This is a genomic window from Stenotrophomonas sp. 22385 (assembly GCF_052045085.1).
Classification (GTDB): domain Bacteria; phylum Pseudomonadota; class Gammaproteobacteria; order Xanthomonadales; family Xanthomonadaceae; genus Stenotrophomonas.
Genome location: NZ_JBQEOG010000001.1, coordinates 918,310 through 933,288, shown reverse-complemented (window position 1 = coordinate 933,288; position 14,979 = coordinate 918,310). Strand labels below are relative to the sequence as shown.

General features: G+C 67.6%; 11 protein-coding genes. 5 read left to right on the top strand and 6 right to left on the bottom strand.

Going from position 1 to position 14,979, the window contains the following annotated elements; translation table 11 throughout:
- Window positions 1-131: 131 nt before the first annotated feature.
- The 3 genes from ACTJI4_RS03990 to ACTJI4_RS03980 all read right to left on the bottom strand — a co-directional run bounded on the left by ACTJI4_RS03990 (window position 132) and on the right by ACTJI4_RS03980 (window position 4,223).
- Window positions 132-1,730: a hypothetical protein gene (locus ACTJI4_RS03990; RefSeq protein ID WP_440868574.1), complete on the bottom strand. Its 1,599-nt coding sequence runs from the start codon at window positions 1,728-1,730 to the stop codon at window positions 132-134.
- Window positions 1,731-1,898: 168 nt separating this feature from the next.
- Window positions 1,899-3,620 (bottom strand): thiamine pyrophosphate-dependent enzyme, encoded by a 1,722-nt coding sequence (locus tag ACTJI4_RS03985; RefSeq protein ID WP_392920907.1) that lies wholly within the window; start codon window positions 3,618-3,620, stop codon window positions 1,899-1,901.
- 117 nt (window positions 3,621-3,737) lie between these two features.
- Window positions 3,738-4,223 carry a DUF3574 domain-containing protein gene (locus ACTJI4_RS03980; protein ID WP_392920910.1) on the bottom strand — a complete coding sequence of 162 codons (486 nt, stop codon included), beginning with the start codon at window positions 4,221-4,223 and terminating at the stop codon, window positions 3,738-3,740.
- 268 nt (window positions 4,224-4,491) lie between these two features.
- Between ACTJI4_RS03980 and ACTJI4_RS03975 the strand changes: the two genes are divergently transcribed.
- The 5 genes from ACTJI4_RS03975 to ACTJI4_RS03955 all read left to right on the top strand — a co-directional run bounded on the left by ACTJI4_RS03975 (window position 4,492) and on the right by ACTJI4_RS03955 (window position 12,594).
- Window positions 4,492-6,939, top strand: coding sequence for a TonB-dependent receptor plug domain-containing protein (locus tag ACTJI4_RS03975; RefSeq protein ID WP_440868573.1), 2,448 nt, complete (start codon window positions 4,492-4,494; stop codon window positions 6,937-6,939).
- Between the two features lie 144 nt (window positions 6,940-7,083).
- Window positions 7,084-7,860, top strand: a complete 777-nt coding sequence (otsB, locus tag ACTJI4_RS03970) for a trehalose-phosphatase (protein ID WP_440868572.1) — start codon at window positions 7,084-7,086, stop codon at window positions 7,858-7,860.
- Between the two features lie 23 nt (window positions 7,861-7,883).
- The gene (locus tag ACTJI4_RS03965) at window positions 7,884-9,665 is read left to right on the top strand and encodes a glycoside hydrolase family 15 protein (protein ID WP_392920920.1); all 1,782 of its coding nucleotides are present in this window, start codon (window positions 7,884-7,886) and stop codon (window positions 9,663-9,665) included.
- Window positions 9,662-11,029, top strand: coding sequence for an alpha,alpha-trehalose-phosphate synthase (UDP-forming) (otsA, locus tag ACTJI4_RS03960; protein ID WP_392920923.1), 1,368 nt, complete (start codon window positions 9,662-9,664; stop codon window positions 11,027-11,029). Before ACTJI4_RS03965 ends, otsA begins: the two co-directional genes overlap by 4 nt.
- 296 nt (window positions 11,030-11,325) lie before the next feature.
- Window positions 11,326-12,594, top strand: coding sequence for an OmpA family protein (locus tag ACTJI4_RS03955; RefSeq protein ID WP_392920926.1), 1,269 nt, complete (start codon window positions 11,326-11,328; stop codon window positions 12,592-12,594).
- A 35-nt stretch (window positions 12,595-12,629) separates the two neighbouring features.
- Here ACTJI4_RS03955 and ACTJI4_RS03950 read toward each other — a convergent pair whose 3' ends face one another.
- From ACTJI4_RS03950 to rluD, 3 genes are read right to left on the bottom strand one after another with little or no spacing between them, the layout of a single operon-like run.
- The gene (locus ACTJI4_RS03950; protein WP_440868571.1) at window positions 12,630-13,031 is read right to left on the bottom strand and encodes a thiol-disulfide oxidoreductase DCC family protein; all 402 of its coding nucleotides are present in this window, start codon (window positions 13,029-13,031) and stop codon (window positions 12,630-12,632) included.
- Window positions 13,028-13,873, bottom strand: a complete 846-nt coding sequence (gene pgeF, locus ACTJI4_RS03945) for a peptidoglycan editing factor PgeF (RefSeq protein WP_440868570.1) — start codon at window positions 13,871-13,873, stop codon at window positions 13,028-13,030. The genes ACTJI4_RS03950 and pgeF overlap by 4 nt, the downstream gene beginning before the upstream one ends.
- Entirely contained in the window at window positions 13,873-14,868 is a 996-nt protein-coding gene (gene rluD / locus ACTJI4_RS03940; protein ID WP_392920934.1) for a 23S rRNA pseudouridine(1911/1915/1917) synthase RluD, read from the bottom strand. Before rluD ends, pgeF begins: the two co-directional genes overlap by 1 nt.
- Between the last annotated feature and the right edge of the window lie 111 nt (window positions 14,869-14,979).

Genomic DNA, 14,979 nt, shown 5'->3' with positions numbered 1-14,979 from the left:
GGCCGTTGGCCATGGTGCGATTGCCCGTGGCCGTTGGCCATGGTGCGATTGCCCGCGGCCGTTGGCCATGGTGCGATTGCCCGCGGCCGTTGGCCATGGTGCGATTGCCTTCGATGTGCCTGCCCGGTAGATCACGACCGTTGGTCGTGATCGCTCTTCTGCAGGGACAACAACCCCAACAACGCCGCCAACGCCACATACGCGCCCGCGAACTGCCACATGATCTGCTGCGGCAGGCCGACCAGCTGCCACGGCAGATAGATGCCGCCGCGCGGGTCCACCGAATGGATCAGCCCGAACAGGGTCAGCGCCGCCGCCACCAGCAGGATCCCCGACGCACGCAGCAGCCGCCCGTCGATCATCGCCACCACGGCGGCAATCCACAGCATCGAGGTGATGATGAAGCCATTGCCCAGCGTGAAGATCACCGCCAGTTCCGGCAAGCCGTGGCCATCGAGCGTGGTGGTCATCGCCACCAGCTGCTCCGGCGCGATCCAGCCCGGTGCCTTGATCGCCAGCAGGTAGGCCACTGATGGCAGGAAGCCCAGCACCATCGCGCCGGCATGCTCGCGCGGGGTGGCCTGGAACGCCTGGGTGGTGATGTCGATGGCCACGTACACGATGATCGGCGCCAGTACCGCCAACGGCAGCCACTGCACCAGCCCGGAAATCACCCCCAGCATGCCGCCGATACCGACGAACAGGCCGGTCAGCAGCGTATAGCCGCTGCGCGCCCCCATGTGCTTGTACGCCGGCTGGCCGATGTACGGCGTGGTCTGCGCCACGCCGCCGCACAGGCCGGCCACCAGCGTGGCCACCGCCTCCACCAGCAGGATGTCGCGCGTGCGGTAGTCATCGCCGGCCGCACGTGCGCTTTCGGAGACGTTGATGCCGCCCACCACCATCAGCAGGCCGAACGGCAGCAGCAGCGGCAGGTAGGTGATCGCCGTGGGCAGGCCATCGATGAAGCCCAGCGTCGGCCATGGCAGCACCATCTGCAGCGGGGTCCATTCCGGTACCTTGAAGCCGGGCGCGCCCAACCCGGCCAGGCCGAGCCCGTAATACAGCACCGTGCCGAACACGAACGCCACCAGCACGCCCGGTGCACGGATGGGCAGCGTGCGCTTGGCCACCAGCACGTACAGCAGCAGGCCCAGCGTGACGAAGCCCACCACCGGCGAGCGCAGGGTTTCCAGCAGCGGCAGGAAGCCCATCAGCACGATCGCGATGCCGGCGATGGAGCCCAGCAGCGAGGCCCGCGGCAGCGCGCGGGTGACCGCCTCGCCGAAGAACGACAGCACGGTCTTGAGCACGCCCATGATCACCAGCGAGGCCATGCCCAGCTGCCAGGTGGCGATGGCCGCATCGTGCGGGGCCAGCCCCTGCGCCTTGAACGCCAGGAACGCCGGACCCAGCACCAGCAGCGCCATGCCGATGCTGGTCGGCGCATCCAGGCCAAGCGGCATCGCGGTGACATCATCGCGCCCGGTGCGCACGGCCAGCCGCCGCGCCATCCAGGTGTAGAGCACGTTGCCGACCAGCACACCGAACGCGGTGCCGGGGAACATGCGCCCGAACACCACGTCGGCCGGGAACTGGAAAATGCCGACCAGCGCCATTGCGATGAAGCCGAGGATCGACAGGTTGTCGACCACCAGGCCGAAGAAACCGTTGAGATCGCCGGCGACGAACCAGCGGGGGCGTCCAGGGACGGGAGCGGATGCAGGCATGCGAGCGGGCACGGGGTGTGGGGTACCCGATGGTAGGCGTTCATTGCGCCCGGCGACAGACGCATGCGTGGAACAGCGGGGCACGCCCCGTACCGACCAACGGTCGGTACCTACCGGCGCGGTCGGTACCGACCCGTGCGGTAGGTCACGACCGTTGGTCGTGACGGCCTACGGCTTGTTGAGGAAATTGTTCGCCAACAGGTCCCGCACATCCCCCACCCGCCCGTGCAGCAGCGCCTTGGCCGCGTACAGCGCAGTGCCGGCCACCTGCTTGGCCTCCACCTGCGGCGGCATCACCAGCTCGGTCGGGCTGGTATGCACGTCCAGCAGCGCCGGGCCCGGGTGGGCCAGCACATCCTGCACCGCCTGCTCCAGGTCCTCGCTGCGGGTCACGGTGCGGCCATAGAAGCCGATCACCTCGGCCAGACGGCCGAAATCGGGGTTCTTCAGGTCGGTGTAGTTGTCCAGCAGGCCCTGCACCTTCTGCTCCAGCTCCACGAAGTTCAGCGAACTGTTGTTGTAGACCACCACCTTGATCGGCAGGTTTTCCTGCACGGCGGTGAGCAGCTCGCCGAGCAGCATCGCGATTCCCCCATCGCCGGACATGGAGATCACCTGCCGGCCCGGAAACGCCTTCTGCAGGCCCAGGGCCTGCGGCAGCGCATTGGCCATCGTGCCATGCAGCAGGCTGGTCAGCGTGCGGCGCCGGCCATTGGCGCGGATGTGGCGCAGGATCCACACCATCGGCGAACCGCAGTCGGCCGTGAACAGCGCATCGTCATCTGCATGGCGGTCCAGCAGCGCCGTGAGGTGCTGGGGGTGGATCAGTTCGCCCTCGCCCGGGTGCTCCTCCCTGGCGCGGGTCTCCAGGGCCTTCTCGCGATGGCCGATGCATTCGTCAAGGAAGCTGCGGTCGTCCCGCGCGGGCAGCAGCGGCAACAGGGCCTCGATGGTCGGCCCGATGTCGCCCACCACGCCAAGGTGTACCGGGTGGCGCCTGCCCAGATGGCTGCCATCCCGGTCGACCTGGATCAGCGTCGCCTTGTCCGGGTAGTACTGGCCCCAGGCGAAATCAGCACCGAGCAGCAGCAGCGTGTCGCATGCCATCAGGGTGTGGTAACCGGATTCGATCCCGAAGATGCCGGTCATGCCCATGTTGTACGGGTTGTCGTACTCCACGAAATCCTTGGCCCGGGAGGTATGCGCGATTGGCGCCTTCAGGTGGGCGGCCAGCGCCACCAGCGCGTCATGTGCATGCTCGCAGCCCGCGCCGGCGTAGATGCCAATGCGCTTGCCCGTGCCGATCAGCGCCGCGATGCGTTGCAGTTCGTCGTCGTTCGGGCGCAGCAGCGGCTGCGTGTAGTGGACCGAGAACGGCTGGTCGTCCTTGACCTCCGCTTCGGCAATATCCGCAGGCAGGATCAGCACCGCCACACCGCGCCGGCTGATCGCCGCCTGGCACGCCAGCGTCGCCATCCGCCGCGCCTGCAGCGGCGTGGACACCTGTTCGCAGAATACGCTGCAGCTGGCGTACACCGCCTTGAAATCCACCTCCTGCGGGAATTCCATGCCCAGCTCGGTGGTGACCACCTGGCTGGCGATCAGCACCAGCGGGGTGCGGTTGCGGTTGGCCTCGAAGATGCCGTTGATGAAATGCAGCCCCCCCGGTCCACACGAGCCTGCACACGCCGCAAGGCGGCCGCTGATCAGCGAATCGGCCCCTGCCGCGAACGCGGCCGCCTCCTCATGGCGCACGTGCACCCACGCGATATCGCTGTTGTGGATGGCATCGGTGACATGGTTGAGGGTGTCGCCGACGATGCCGTAGCAATGGCGCACACCGGCGGCCTGAAGGGTATCGACGACGATTTCGGCAACGCGCTTGCTCATGACGGTACTTCCACGTTCAAGGGGGAAGTCCGAGCCTAGACCCGCGCAGGTGACACCGGCGTGCGAATGCGCGCCGATTCATACGAAGGTAGGTACCGACCGTTGGTCGGTATGCCGTCAGAACGAAACGTCGACCGCCTGCTGCGCCCACAGCACCGACTGGTGTTTGGTGGCCTGCTTCCACGCCAGGCGGATCGCCTCGATGTCCGCGCGCCGCTGCGGGGTGTTTTCGTGCAGCACCACCAGCACCTTGGTGCGCAGGCGGTTGGGTTCCTTTGCACCGCGGAACAGCCACTGGCCGTAGGCATCGAACACGGTCAGCCCATCCGGGAAGCGCGGGGTGACCTGCTTGTCCAGGAAGTCGCGCCACTGCGCCTCGCTGATCGCATCGGTCTGCTCGCGGTTGGAGGCACCGCTTTCCTCGCCGACCCCGAAGTAGAGCTCGCTGCGCACCCAGCCGGCCGCAGCGTCCGGGCGGGCGGCATCACCCTGGAGGCTGGCCGTGGTGGTGGTCGGCGCGGGCTGGCCCGTGACTGGCGCGGTTGCGGTGGCGCAGCCGCTGAGGGCGAGGAAGGCAGCCAGCAGGAGGGAATGGGGCTTCATGTTCTGGGGGTCTCTGATGTTGCGTGGGACACGCATGGCGTGTCGCTACGTCGGGAATTGGGGGGGCTTGCAAGGGTGACGGACATTGCGCGGCTGCGCAGATGCCCAACGGCAATCAGCTGATGCCCGTTCGTATTGGGACTTGCATCACAGGGCGCCATCACGCCAAGATAATATATCGCTTCATCCGGATGGAACAGCACTTCATCCGGACAGCCGGGCAGGACCCGGCGCTACCCTCCCCCCTCGTCGTACTGCTGGAGCCCGCATGTCCCGTCCGTCCGCGTCGCGCCTTGGCCTTGCCATTGCCCTGGTCCTGTCTTCCCCCCTGCTGGCCCAGGACCTCCACGCGCAGGACGCGCCCGCCTCCGCCACCACGCTGGACACGGTGATCGTCACCGGCACCCGCGCGATCGACCGCACCGTGCTCGAATCGACCTCGCCGGTGGACATACTCACCGCCGAAGACATCCGCCGCGCTGGCGTGGTCAACGGCGAGCTGGGCAGCGCGCTGCAGGCGCTGCTGCCCTCGTTCAACTTCCCGCGCCAGTCCAACTCCGGCGGTGCCGACCACGTGCGCGCCGCCCAGCTGCGCGGGCTGTCGCCCGACCAGGTGCTGGTGCTGGTGAACGGCAAGCGCCGCCACACCAGTGCGCTGGTGAACACCGACAGCAAGATCGGCAAGGGCACCACCCCGGTTGATTTCAACGCCATCCCGGTCAGCGCCATCAAGCGAATCGAAGTACTTCGCGACGGCGCCGGTGCACTGTATGGTTCCGATGCCGTGGCCGGTGTGATCAACGTGATCCTGGATGACGCCCCGGAAGGCGGCGCCATCGAAGCCAGCTTCGGCGCCAACCACACCGACCTTGAGCCGATCGACCGCACGATCACCGATGGCCAGACCAGCTTCGCCAGCGCCAAGGTCGGCACCCGGCTGGGCGAGGACGGCGGCTTCCTGCGCGTGGGCCTGGAGCTGAAGAACCGCGAAGGCACCAACCGCGCCGGCTTCGACCAGATCCCGCCGTGGGACCAGAGCGATGCCAACCTGGCCCTGCAGGGCCGGCGCAACTACGTACTCGGCGATGGCAAGACCAAGGACCTCAACGCCTGGATCAACACCGAACTGCCGTTCGGTGAAACCTCGAAGTTCTATTTCTTCAGCACCTTCAACCAGCGCGACAGCGAAGGCGCCAACTACTTCCGCTACCCCGACAGCGACGCCAACTGGACCGAGCTGTACCCCAACGGCTACCGCCCCATTTCCGTAGGCGAGAACCGCGACGTGCAGGCCGTGGCCGGTGCCAAGGGCCAGTGGGGCGAGTGGAACTACGACGCCAGCCTGGATCATGGCTTCAATGACTTCACCTACCGCCTGCGCAATTCGCTCAATGCCTCGCTCGGCCCGGGCAGCCCGACCCGGTTCAAGACTGGCGATTACCGCAATGAACTGACCGTAGGCAATTTCGACCTGGGCCGGGTGTTCACCCAGGGCGAGAACAGCCACAGCCTGGGCCTGGGACTGGAAGCGCGCCGCGACCACTTCCAGACCCGCCCGGGTGACCCGGCCAGCTACGCCGCCGGCCCCTACACCGACCGCCCGACCGGCTCGCAGGCCGGCGGCGGCCTGACCCCGCAGGACGCCACCTCGCTTACCCGCGATGTGACCAGCGTGTATGCCAGCCTGTCCAGCCAGTTCGGCGAACACCTCTCCAGCGACCTGGCCGCACGCTACGAGCACAGCGACGATTACGGCGGCGAGCTCACCGGCAAGCTGGGCCTGCGCTATGAGTTCTCCCCGGCGTTCGCGCTGCGTGGCGCGATTTCCAACAACTTCCGCGCACCCTCGCTGGCGCAGATCGGCTATGAATCCACCTCCACCGGCTACAACGCCGCCGGCCAGCTGGTGCAGGGCCGCACGCTGTCGGTGAACAACCCGATCGCACGCGGGCTGGGTGCCACCGACCTGAAGCCGGAGAAGTCGGTCAACACCAGCCTGGGCTTCACCAGCCGCATCGGTGACCACTTCGACCTGTCCCTGGACTTCTACCAGATCGATATTGATGACCGCATCGCGCTGTCGGAAAGCATCACCGGCGATGCGCTCACCGACTACGTGCAGCAGCAGTTCGGCGTGGCGGGGCTGCAGAGCGCCAACTTCTTCGTCAACGCCGCCGATACGCGCACGCGCGGTGCCGAACTGGTAACCAACTGGCGGCAGGGACTGGGTGATGGGCAGCTGGTGTTGACCGGCACCTATGCCTACAACAAGACCACGCTGAAGAACGTGTTGGCCACGCCGGCGAGCCTGTTGGCGCTCGATCCGGACTATGTGTTGTTCGGCCTGGAAGAGACCAACACCCTGACCGATGCCACGCCGCGTACGCGTGCGCAGCTGGCGGCAACCTGGGCCAATGATCGTTGGACGCTGAGCAGCCGGCTGAGTCGTTATGGCAGCGTGACCCGGGTGTTCAACTTCGGCGATGGGTTCGTGCCGCGGCAGACCTACGGCGCAGAGTGGCAGCTGGATGCCGAGGTGGAGTACCGCATCACGCCGCAGTGGAGCGTGGCGCTGGGTGGGCAGAACCTGACCGACAACTACTCGGACCTGTCCAACGAGGACATCTATTACTACGGCAACCTGCCGTATGACGTGTTGTCGCCGGTCGGGAGCAATGGCGCATACTTCTACGGACGCGTTCGGTATACCTTCTGATCAGCATCCATTTCGTTTCAATTCATGCGCGGGCGCTCGCCCCCCGCCGCCGTGGCGTGCCATGCGCCGGCGTGGGCCGTCAACGCGATTCCCCTGGCGTGATCGTCTACTGGACGATCACGCTTTGGGTGGCATGTTGGCATCATGGCCAACGACTACCCCCTCCGTCCGCCGCCGCCACTTCTGGACGATGCATGCGCGCTGTTCCTGGACGTGGATGGCACCCTCATTGAATTTGCCGACGACCCCGAAGCGGTCACCCTGCTGCCCGAGGTACGCGAGGCCATCGGCCGCATCAGCGACCGGCTGGAAGGCGCGGTCGCGCTGATCAGTGGGCGACCGCTGGCCCAGCTCGACCGCCTGTTCGCGCCGTTGCACCTGCCGGCCGCCGGGCTGCACGGCCATCAGGTACGTGGCCTGGGCGGGCAGACCCACGCCGTGGATGGCCACTCCGGCAGCGGCGTCGAAAGCGATACAAGCGAATGGCTGCACGCGGTGCACCAGCAGGCCATGCGGTTCGCGCATGGCCATCCCGGGGTGCGGGTGGAGGACAAGGGCCGCAGCCTGGCGCTGCATTGGCGCGGCGCACCTCACGCCGCGCAGGACGTGCGCGCCTTCGCCGAACGCCATATCGGCGGCAATGCCGGTTACCGCCTGCAGCCCGGCAACCATGTAATGGAATTCATCCCCGAAGGCAGCGACAAGGGCCGCGCGATCCGCCAGCTCATGCAGCAGCTGCCCTTCCGCGGCCGCATCCCGGTATTCCTGGGTGACGACCTGACCGACGAGTATGGCTTCGATGCCGCCAACACCCTGCATGGCTGGAGCGTGCTGGTCGGCGAGCGCGAGCCCAGCGCTGCGGTCTTCGCCCTGCCGCGTGTGCGTGACGTACACGGCTGGCTACAGGAAAACGCTTACTGATGTACCCAGAGAACCCCACCCCCATGAGTGATTCCAACCTGGATCTTGGCGTTGTCGGCAACGGAAGCTTCGGCGCGTTGATTGACCGCAATGCCCGCGTCGTGTGGAGCTGCCTGCCCACTTTCGACGGCGACCCGACCTTCTGTGCGCTGCTGCGACCCAATCAGCAGATTGGCGGCGATTTCGCCATCGAACTGGAGGACATGGTCAGCAGCGAACAGAGCTACCTGACCAACACCGCCATCCTGCGCACCGTGCTGCACGACAAGCACGGAGGCTCGCTGGAGATCATCGACTTTGCTCCGCGCTGGCGCCAGAACGATCGCTTCTACCGGCCCGTCAGCCTGATCCGGCAGGTGCGCCCGCTGGGCGGAAACCCACGCATCATCGTGCGCGCACGCCCTCTGGCCGACTGGGGCGCACGCGTGCCCGATTGCACCTGGGGCAGCAACCACATCCGCTGGGTGCTGCCGGACCATGTGCTGCGCCTGACCACCGACGTACCGTTGCGCTTCGTCCGCGATGAGCTGCCGTTCGTGCTCAGCCATCCGGTCCATCTGGTGCTGGGGGTGGACGAATCGCTGAACCGCTCGCTCAGCGGCTACGTCCAGGAATCGTTCCAGCGCACGCGCGACTACTGGCGCGAATGGGTGCGCTACCTGTCCATTCCACTGGAATGGCAGGACGCTGTGATCCGCAGCGCCATTACCCTCAAGCTGTGCCAGTACGAAGACAGCGGCGCCATCATCGCCGCCATGACCACATCCATTCCCGAGGCACCGGGCAGCATCCGCAACTGGGATTACCGCTATTGCTGGCTGCGCGATGCCGCCTTCGTGGTGCGCGCCCTCAACCGCCTGGGCGCCACCCGCACCATGGAGCAGTTCCTGGGCTACATCTTCAACCTCGCCACCGGCGATGGCAGCCTGCAGCCGCTGTACGGCATCGGCTTCGAAGCCAAACTGGAAGAAAGCGAAGTGGCCTCGCTGGATGGCTACCGCGGCATGGGACCGGTGCGGCGCGGCAACCTGGCCTGGGTGCAGCGCCAGCACGATGTGTACGGCAGCGTGGTGCTGGCGTCCACGCAGCTGTTCTTCGACCGCCGCCTGCAGGACCCCGGCGACGCCCATACCTTTGCACGGCTGGAGCCGCTGGGTGAGCAGGCCTTCGCCCTGCACGACGTGCCTGACGCCGGCCTCTGGGAGTTCCGCGGCCGCACCGAAGTGCACACATACACCAGCGCGATGTGCTGGGCCGCCTGCGACCGCCTGTGCAAGATCGCCGTGCGCCTGAAGCTCGACCACCGCGCCGAATACTGGCGCGACCGTGCCAACACCATCCACGCCCGCATCCTGCGCGAATCGTGGAGCGATGAGCTGGGCCACTTCACCGACACCTACGGCGGCCACCGCCTGGATGCCTCGCTGCTGCTGCTGGCCGACATCGGCTTCATCGCCGCCGACGATGCGCGCTTCATCGCCACCGTCGAAGCCATCGGCCGTGACCTCAAGCACGGCAATGCGCTGTACCGCTACGTGGCTCCCGATGATTTCGGCGAGCCGGAAACCAGCTTCACCATCTGCACGTTCTGGTACATCGACGCGCTGGCCGCGATCGGTCGGCTGGACGAAGCACGCGAGATGTTCGAGATGCTGCTGGAACGCCGCAACCACCTGGGCCTGCTTTCCGAAGACCTCGCCTTTGACAACGGTGAGGCCTGGGGCAATTTCCCGCAGACCTATTCGCACGTGGGCCTGGTGACCGCCGCCATGCGGCTGTCACGCAGCTGGCAGGAGGCCTCATGAGTCGCCTTGTCGTCGTTTCCAACCGCGTGGCCGCGCCGGGCGTTGCCGCGCCCGGTGGGTTGGCGGTGGGCCTGCTGGCCGCGCTGAAGGAACGCGGCGGGCTGTGGTTTGGCTGGAGTGGCAAGTCGGTCCGCGACCCGAGCGGGGACCTGCACGAGCAGGCCGAGGGTGACATCCGCTACGTCACCATGGATCTGAACAAGCGTGATGTCGACGGGTACTACAACGGCTTTGCCAACCGCACCCTGTGGCCGCTGCTGCACTTCCGCCTCGACCTGGTGGACTACGACCGCCAGACCCGCGAGACCTACCGCCGGGTCAACGCGCTGTTTGCCGAGAAGCTGGCACCGCTGCTGCGCGAAGACGACATCGTGTGGATTCACGACTACCATCTGATTCCGCTTGCATCGCTGCTGCGCGAGCGGGGTATCGGCTGCCGCATCGGCTTCTTCCTGCATGTTCCGATGCCCTCGGCCGACCTGCTGCAGGCCATGCCCGACCACCTGCGGCTGTTCTCCAGCCTGTACGCTTACGACCTGGTGGGCTTCCAGACCCAGCGCGACGCCGACCGCTTCCAGTCCTATGTCCGCTTGTTCGCCGGCGGCAAGGTGCTGCCCGACGGCATGCTTGAAGCCCCCGGCGGGCGCCGCTTCCGCGCCGCCGCGTTCCCGATCGGCATCGATACCGCACATATCGAACGCCAGGCCAAGGCCGGCGCCAACAAACCGGCCGTGCGCGACCTGCGCAACAGCCTGCGCGACCGCCAGCTGGCCATCGGGGTGGACCGGCTTGACTACTCCAAGGGCCTGCCCGAACGCTTCCAGGGGTTCGAACGCTACCTCCAGCGCCACCCCGACCAGCGCGGCAGCCTCACCTACCTGCAGATCGCCCCGGTGTCGCGTGGGGATGTCACCGAGTACCGGCAACTGCGAAGCCAGCTGGAACAGATTGCCGGGCACATCAACGGCGGGTTTGCCGAACCGGACTGGACCCCGCTGCGCTACGTGAACCAGAACTTTGCCCACGCCACCCTGACCGGCTTCTACCGCGCCGCCGCCGTAGGCCTGGTCACCCCGCTGCGCGATGGCATGAACCTGGTGGCCAAGGAGTACGTGGCCTCGCAGGACCCGGAAAACCCCGGCGTGCTGGTGCTGTCACTGCTGGCTGGCGCAGCCGACGAAATGAAGCAGGCGCTGCTGGTGAACCCGCATGACCTGGATGGCGTGGCCGATGCGATCGCCACTGCCGCCACCATGCCGCTGCGCAAGCGGCTGGATCGCTGGCAGGCAATGATGGATCACCTGCGCACGCACGACATCAACCATTGGCGGCAGACCTATCTGGAAGCGCTCGAAGGCGGCTGATTACGACACGTTTCGGGGCCAGCAGACTGACGTTTTTGACCCAGTATCAGACACCCCCTGCGCATCATCCGCCGTGATGCGCTCGGTTTAGGAGTATGTCGCTTTCTGCACTTCCGGCGACCGCAGCCCGATAGCGGCGCCGCATCGTTCCGATAGTCCTCCTAAATCGTCGGAATCCGCTGCCCAATCGCAACCTGGAGCCCGGGCAACTTTCATTTCTCGTTGACAGGCCGTTCCGACAGTGGCTCCCGCAACGCCCGTGCATGCCGCAGGGGCTGGAACCGGGAATCGGATTGATGTCACTGCTGGATCGCTTCATCGAAGACACCGCCCTGCACATGGGCCTGGGCCACCGCGCGCGCAACCTGGTGCACGTGCTGGTCGATTACATACGCGGCCTGCCGGGCGGCGTCCATGGCCTGCGCCGTCGCTTCGATGCCGTGGGACTCGGCAGCCGTTTCCCCGGTGATGAGCGCCCTTCCCGGTTGCTGGCGAGCCAGCTGGAATGCGTGGTGGGGCGTGAAGAGCTGGCCGTGCTGGCACGGCGCGCCGCGTTCCCCACCGGTATGTTCGCAGTGGTTGCCTGCGACCTGCTCCCGGGCCTGCTGGAGGTGCTGGAGCAGGACGCCCGCAACACCCGGGCGCCCGAGCTCACGCCGCACATCGCGGTGCGCAGCCCTTCCCTGCGCCTGGCGCGCGGCACGGCGGTGCGTGGGCTGCTGTGGGTGATGGTGGCCGGCGCGCTGCTGTGCCTGACCGGCTGGATCCATCAGAAGACCCGGGTGGGTACCACCGGTGCACCGGCCTACGCCGAGCAGCAGCACCCACCGCGGTTGTCGCTGATGAACAACGACGGCGTGATCGACGTCCGTGGGCGGCTGCCAAGGGAGTCGGACCGGCGACGGGTGTGGAGCGCGCTGGTGGCCCAGTACGGACAGCGCGGCGTCACCGGCGACATCCTGCGCGACCCGCAGGCGCAGGCCCCGCGCTGGCTGGACCGGCTGGTTACCCTGGCCCCGGTGCTGCGCCATCCCGGGCTTTCGCTCTCCTTTAACGGCGATGCACTGCACGTGGACATGACCCGGGTTCCCGAAGAGGATCGCATCGCGGTGTCCGATACCCTGCGCCGCGCGTTCGGTCACCTGGACGTGAGCGGGCTGTGGGACGCCGGCCGCATTGCGCTGGCACAGCTGCCGGCCAACCCCGAACCGCATGAGCTGGTGGCGGCGTTGAACCAGGGCAAGGTAGGTTTCGAGCACAAGTCGTCAGTGCTGCGGGCGGACGGCCGCGACATGCTGCGGGCCAGCGCGCAGGCGATCCGGGCCGCAGGGCCGGGTATCCGTCTGGAAGTGGGTGGCCATACCGACAGCCTGGGCGCGGCCGAAACCAACCTCGAGCTGAGCCGGCAACGCGCGGGTGTGGTGGTGGCCGAACTGCAGGCGCTGGGCGTGCCGGCCAGCGCCTTGAAGCCGCGTGGGTATGGGGAAGAACATCCGGTGGCCGACAACCGGTTGGACAGTGGGCGGGATCGTAACCGGCGGATCGAGTACCGCGTTCTGCGCTGAGATCGCGACGCCGCGCAGGGCGTGGGGGCGGGGCATCAATCGAGGAAGCGCGCCGCCTGGGCCGGCGTGGGCAGGAAACACCGCTCATGCCGGCCAAACCACCGGTATCGGTTGCGGGCCAGCGCGCGATACGCACGATCGCGCCAACTACGCGGCACCAACCGCAACAGGTGTGCGGCCCTCCACGCCCCACCCAACCCGGCCAGTACCCGCGCGATGGCATCGGTATCGCTCCACGCGCGGCCCTGCTCCACCAGCAGGAACGACAGCGGGTCATCCGGATCCAGCCCATGCTGCTGCAACAGCGCGCGCCCGTGCACCCCCTGCATCGCCGCGAACCGGTACCGCCCCCGCCGATCAAACCGCAGCAGGAACCGCACCCAGCGGCTGCACAGCGCGCAGACGCCATCGAACACAATCACCGACGGCGCGCTCATTGGCGTACAGCCACGCCCTGCGTGGCTGCGAAATGCGGCGCCAACCAGGCCAACGTCGCCATCCGCCCCGTCCGTCGATCCCGCCGATGCGAATAGAACCTCCCCGGCTCGGCAATCGTGCTCAGCTGCCCGCCACTGATCGCGCCCGGCTCCACCCCGGCCGCCACCAGCCGCCGCCGGGCCAGGGCATACAGATCCACCTTCCAATGCCCCGGGCGGGTAGCCACGAACGCCTGCGCCGCCCCGGCGTCGAGGTCCACGAACGCGGCGAAGACGTCCGCGCCGATTTCGTACTCGGCCGGCCCCGCCGCCGGCCCCAGCCATGCCTGCAACCGGTCGGGCGCGGTGTGCATGGTCGCGATCGTGGCCTCGAGCATGCCGTCAGCCAACCCCCGCCAGCCCGCATGGGCGGCCCCGATCTCGCTGCCATCGCGTGCGGCCAGCACCACCGGGAGGCAGTCGGCGGTCAGGATCGCCAGCACCACCCCGGGCACCGAGGTCACCGCCGCATCGGCGGTGGGTTCGGCATCCATGCCACTGGCCACGGGTGGCGCATCGAAGCGCAGCACCGCCGTGCCATGCACCTGGCGCAGCCAGTGCGGTGCCGAGGGCAGGCCCAGCCCGGCCTGCAGCAGCGCGCGGTTGCGCGCCACCTGGTCCGGGTCGTCGCCGTCGGCGGCGGTGCGGTTGCCCATGTTGAACTGGTCGAACGGCGCCTTCGAGCCCCCTGCGCCGTAGCGCAGGGTGGTCAGCGCATGCACCCCCGGCGCGGCCGCCCAGTCGGCGGCCAGCACCGGCAGCGGCGCGTCGTGCGACGCAACGGAAGCCGGGGGCGTAGCCATCAGCGGCGACCGCGTTCCAGCTCGGTGAAGCGCTGGGTGTCTTCGCGCAGCGCGTCCAGCAGCGCCACCATGTCGGCCGGCAATGGGGCCGTGTTGCGGATCGGCTCTCCGGTGATCGGGTGCGCGAATTCCAGCGTTTCGGCATGCAGCGCCTGGCGCTTGAAGCCGCGCAGCTGCGCCACCAGCTCGTCGGTGGCCCCCTTGGGCAGCTTCAGCGCGCCGCCGTACAGCGAATCGCCCACGATGGCGTGCTTGAGGTGCGCCATGTGCACGCGGATCTGGTGGGTACGCCCGGTTTCCAGGCGGCATTCCAGCGCCGTATGGGCACGGAAGCGCTCACGCAGGCGGTAATGGGTCACCGCGTCCTTGCCATCTTCGCGCACCGCCATGCGGATGCGGTCGCGCGGGTGGCGGTCGATCGGCGCATCGGCGGTACCGCCGGAAACCAGCGCGCCCACCACCACTGCCAGGTACTGGCGGTGCACGTTGCGCGCGGCCAGCTGTTCCACCAGCGCGGTCTGCGCCTGGACCGTGCGGGCCACCACCATGACGCCGCTGGTGTCCTTGTCCAGGCGGTGCACGATGCCCGCACGCGGCAGCACCGACAGGCCCGGGTCGCGGAACAGCAGTGCGTTGACCAGGGTGCCGGTGGGGTTGCCCGCGCCGGGGTGGACCACCAGGCCGACCGGCTTGTTGATCACATAAACGTGTTCATCCTCGTACAGGATGTCCAGCGGGATGTCTTCGGGCTCGGCGTGGGTCTGGGTGTCGAGCACGACATGCAGGCTGGCCACCTCACCGCCGCGGACCGGGTCGCGCCCGCGCACGGGTTCGCCATCCAGCAACACATCCCCGGACTTGATCCACTCGCTCAGCCTGGAGCGCGAGAATTCGGGGAACAGGTCGGCCAGCACGGCGTCAAAGCGCCGCCCGGCGGCGGTATCGGGCACGACGGCCTGACGGGTGGATTCGGTTTCAGAAGCGTTATCGGACATGGGAAGCACACCGCAGGAAGACAAATTGGGGGTCCCGGCGACCACTTTCAGTCGCAGGACAGGCCACTAGGCTATCATCGACCCTTCGTATTCCAGCCGCGTCCCGCCCTG

Bases quoted from the DNA above. Each gene is read 5' to 3' on its own strand.
- ACTJI4_RS03990 (WP_440868574.1), bottom strand. From the start codon at position 1,730: ATGCCTGCATCCGCTCCCGTCCCTGGACGCCCCCGCTGGTTCGTCGCC.
- ACTJI4_RS03985 (WP_392920907.1), bottom strand. From the start codon at position 3,620: ATGAGCAAGCGCGTTGCCGAAATCGTCGTCGATACCCTTCAGGCCGCC.
- ACTJI4_RS03980 (WP_392920910.1), bottom strand. From the start codon at position 4,223: ATGAAGCCCCATTCCCTCCTGCTGGCTGCCTTCCTCGCCCTCAGCGGC.
- ACTJI4_RS03975 (WP_440868573.1), top strand. From the start codon at position 4,492: ATGTCCCGTCCGTCCGCGTCGCGCCTTGGCCTTGCCATTGCCCTGGTC.
- otsB (WP_440868572.1), top strand. From the start codon at position 7,084: ATGGCCAACGACTACCCCCTCCGTCCGCCGCCGCCACTTCTGGACGAT.
- ACTJI4_RS03965 (WP_392920920.1), top strand. From the start codon at position 7,884: ATGAGTGATTCCAACCTGGATCTTGGCGTTGTCGGCAACGGAAGCTTC.
- otsA (WP_392920923.1), top strand. From the start codon at position 9,662: ATGAGTCGCCTTGTCGTCGTTTCCAACCGCGTGGCCGCGCCGGGCGTT.
- ACTJI4_RS03955 (WP_392920926.1), top strand. From the start codon at position 11,326: ATGTCACTGCTGGATCGCTTCATCGAAGACACCGCCCTGCACATGGGC.
- ACTJI4_RS03950 (WP_440868571.1), bottom strand. From the start codon at position 13,031: ATGAGCGCGCCGTCGGTGATTGTGTTCGATGGCGTCTGCGCGCTGTGC.
- pgeF (WP_440868570.1), bottom strand. From the start codon at position 13,873: ATGGCTACGCCCCCGGCTTCCGTTGCGTCGCACGACGCGCCGCTGCCG.
- rluD (WP_392920934.1), bottom strand. From the start codon at position 14,868: ATGTCCGATAACGCTTCTGAAACCGAATCCACCCGTCAGGCCGTCGTG.